Here is a 3308-nt window from a genome sequence, read left to right as displayed (position 1 = left end):
CTGACCGAGAATAGCGTCCGAGCATAAAATTCAGTAGAACGAGTCAGCTTTTTCACTGAATTTGTGCGAATAGTTGACCTATTTAAGCAAATTCAACGGAAAAGATGGCCGTTCTTTCTGGATTTCAGACCGCAATTGTCTTAAGTCCGACAGGCTCCTATTGCTGTATACGATGTTTAGAGTATTTCCACAAACATAAGATATGACATGATGTGACCGTCGTTCGTCGCAAAGTATTAAAATGATGAGCAAGGATTCGATACATTTTTGCCATGCCAACGGGTTTCCTGCTCCGGTCTATCGTCAGTTTCTGAACCCTCTGGAGGCTCAGTTCCGGATTCAGTATCTGGAGTGTCATGGCCATAATCCCGATTATCCCGTCAATAATCACTGGGAATGCCTGGTCGATGAGCTGATTGATCAGCTGGAACGTCGATATGATCAGCCTGTTATCGGCCTGGGTCATTCTTTTGGTGGAGTGCTGACCTGGTTTGCTTCCCGAAGAAGGCCGGATTTATATAAGGCCGTCATTTTACTCGATGCGCCCTTGATGACTCCGCTGGACAGTGGTTATATCCGGTTGGCAAAAAAGCTCGGGATTATGGGTCGTATTACGCCTTCTCAAAGAGCTTCTGAAAGAAAAGCAGTATGGTCAGAAAGACAGGAAGCTCTGGACTATTTCCGGTCAAAAACGCTTTTCAACCAGTTTGATGAACGTTGTCTGGAAGATTATGTGGACTTTGGGCTGGATAATAGAAACGAGAGTCTGAGTCTGAAGTTTGATCCTGCGGTTGAGGCCGCAATTTTTTCTAACCTGCCAGACCGTTTTCCCCGTGCACAGAAGCCTGGAGTGCCATCATCCATGGTTTATGGTCAGAGCAGTGATCTTCTGTCAAGAAGACGAGTCTTGGTTCATCGCTATCTAACAAGGTTGGATATGCAAAGTACGCCTGGTGGACACCTGTTTCCTCTGGAGTTTCCGGAAGCAGCAGCAAAGAGTGTTCTGCAAATGATAGAGAGGCTTACAGGAGAGCATTATGGAGCCTAGGGACATTGAAATCTGCATCGGGCGGATGAATTTCTCGGGTCAGGAATGGGGTGACCCGAAAGGAAAGCCTTTGATTGCCCTTCATGGCTGGTTGGATAATGCCGCGAGCTTTGCTCCATTAGCCCCTTTTCTGAATGGTGTCCGGCTAATCGCTATTGATCAGGCCGGTCATGGGCGCTCGTCTCATCGACTGGACGAAGTGGATTATTCCATCTGGCATTATGTAGAGGATCTGGCTGAAATTGTCGATACTCTGGAGCTGGAGTCTTTCAGTTTAATTGGACATTCAATGGGGGCAATTGTCTCGGTGATGGCTTCCGCCATACTGGGAGACAGGGTTGAGAAGGTTATATTACTGGATGGGCTTTTCCCTATGCCCAGGAAACCAGAAGACGCTCCCAATGCATTGGCAACTTATATTCAGGAACGAAAGTCCTTCCGTAAAGGTAAGCCGGTTAACCGCTATCGCTCATTGGAACATGCCGTTAGGGTACGTTGTCTGGGGCAGTTTCCGGTGACTCGTGATTCTTCTGCCTTGTTAGTAGAGCGTGCGTTATACCAGGATGGTGATGCCTGGACCTGGAGAACAGATCCTCGCCTTAATCTGCCTTCACCCACTCGATTTACAGAAGATCAGGCATTGGCCTTTGCAGAACAGATGAGTTGTGATGCTCATATGCTCTATGCAAAAGAAGGTTATGTCGATGCACTCATAGAGCCTTATCGTGAACGTCTGGAACATATCCACTTTTACCCGATGCCTGGCTCTCATCATTTTCATATGGATGGTGAAACTCAATCGGTAGCGGATGTGGTGAATACTGTTATGAACTCTTGACTGTGTTAGGCTTGAAAGCTTATGGGAGCTGGAGCTTTTCTAATGAAAGCTCCTGATGGCTTCTTTGGTGATTCTTTAGCCATTTGACGCTAATACCACTGATTCAAAATAGGCGGCTGGATAACTTCCAGTCGATTAAAATACTGAAACAGTGGTATTTCCTGTGTCAGGAGTGAAATGCAATCTATGGCCATTTTCCATTCTTTTTTAAGACGAACGTCTTCTTTTATGTTGGCAAGTGCCTTTTTCCTGCCTGCCACTGTTTTTGCCGATGAAATAGCTCCATTTCCGAACGCTACTCTTGATCTTCAGCTCAAGCAGTCAGTGACCAGCTATCCGGTCATCAGCAGCTCCATGAAGAAAGTGAATGGTATCGTTACTGCTGATTCAGAGCAGTGGCTTGATGGCTCTCTTGACAGAAAACTTTATCTTCTGCCCAGTGGTAAAAGCAGTGATGAAGCGTACCGCTTTTTTACAGAGCAATTTAAAAAACTGGGTGTCACTCCTGTATTTAGTTGTGAACGCTTCAGTTGTGGTGGCAGTAATTTCTGGGCGAATAATGTATTTGATATCGCCCGACTTTATGGTCTGGATAAAGAGCAGGCTTACTTTCTGGGTCAAAAAGAGGTTGATGGAAAAACGGCTTATTATCTGACTTATACGGTAAGAAGAGGCAACAAAAGGGAGTACGCTCTGGTTGATATTTTCACGGCAGGTAAAGCTAAAGCGCTTAAAAGAAATCAGGTTGTGTTACCAACGTTACCTGGCAGTTTATCTGCATTAGCCAGCTCAGACGCGTATAAAGCATTATTAAAAGCTTTTGAAAATCAATCCAGACCCTTGTTGATTACTGTTGAGTCTGCTTCAGCAGGAAGAGTTTCAGAGGTAGATAGCCTCAGCCGGCAATTACAAGAAATTCAGACACTTCTCCAGTCTAAATTGCGTGAAGATGCCATCAGTTCCAGTCGATATCGTATCCAGTCAATTGTGGGTGATCAGGGCGAAGGTACTCTGCATTGGCAGGTACTCCAATAAAATAAAAGACAGATGTTCTGTGATCACCTTGGCAGCCATGATGATGTAACGTTCTTTCGTTAATTATGGGGGCAGGGTGTTCCACTGTTGAGTCAATAGAGTTTGGGTTGATCAGCAACTGTCGTTTTTCTACTTCTTCTAAGGAATAGTCCCAAAATAACTTCCTTATTCAAATCTGCTCAAAATCCGTTCGGGCTGAGTTTGTCGAAGCCCAATGCTATAACCCTTCGACAAGCTCAGGGCGAACGGGGTCCGGGTGAAAATCGGGAAGTTATTTTGGGGCAAATCCTAAACCCGACATTCACCACCTAACCTGACATTTTCCTGAAGTCTGCTATTTATCAGATAAGCAAATATCAGGAAACCGTCTTATGCCTCCTGTTCAGT

The 3308-nt window shown here is 45.3% G+C and carries 3 protein-coding genes; all 3 read left to right on the top strand.

What is annotated here, in order from left to right:
• Window positions 1-241 precede the first annotated feature (241 nt).
• The 3 genes from GZ78_RS26965 to GZ78_RS26955 all read left to right on the top strand — a co-directional run bounded on the left by GZ78_RS26965 (window position 242) and on the right by GZ78_RS26955 (window position 2921).
• Window positions 242-1048: an alpha/beta fold hydrolase gene (locus tag GZ78_RS26965; protein WP_051786606.1), complete on the top strand. Its 807-nt coding sequence runs from the start codon at window positions 242-244 to the stop codon at window positions 1046-1048.
• Window positions 1038-1886, top strand: coding sequence for an alpha/beta hydrolase (locus tag GZ78_RS26960; protein ID WP_034843410.1), 849 nt, complete (start codon window positions 1038-1040; stop codon window positions 1884-1886). The genes GZ78_RS26965 and GZ78_RS26960 overlap by 11 nt, the downstream gene beginning before the upstream one ends.
• Before the next feature lie 177 nt (window positions 1887-2063).
• Window positions 2064-2921, top strand: a complete 858-nt coding sequence (locus tag GZ78_RS26955; RefSeq protein WP_034843441.1) for a DUF4892 domain-containing protein — start codon at window positions 2064-2066, stop codon at window positions 2919-2921.
• Window positions 2922-3308: the final 387 nt, after the last annotated feature.

The sequence above is a fragment of the Endozoicomonas numazuensis genome (genome assembly GCF_000722635.1).
Classification (GTDB): domain Bacteria; phylum Pseudomonadota; class Gammaproteobacteria; order Pseudomonadales; family Endozoicomonadaceae; genus Endozoicomonas_A; species Endozoicomonas_A numazuensis.
Note: the sequence above shows the minus strand (reverse complement) of the source record. Positions and strands in the feature narration are given on the sequence as shown.

Excerpts from the sequence above, each read along its gene's own strand:
- GZ78_RS26955 (WP_034843441.1), top strand. The coding sequence starts at position 2,064 with ATGCAATCTATGGCCATTTTCCATTCTTTTTTAAGACGAACGTCTTCT.
- GZ78_RS26960 (WP_034843410.1), top strand. The coding sequence starts at position 1,038 with ATGGAGCCTAGGGACATTGAAATCTGCATCGGGCGGATGAATTTCTCG.
- GZ78_RS26965 (WP_051786606.1), top strand. The coding sequence starts at position 242 with ATGATGAGCAAGGATTCGATACATTTTTGCCATGCCAACGGGTTTCCT.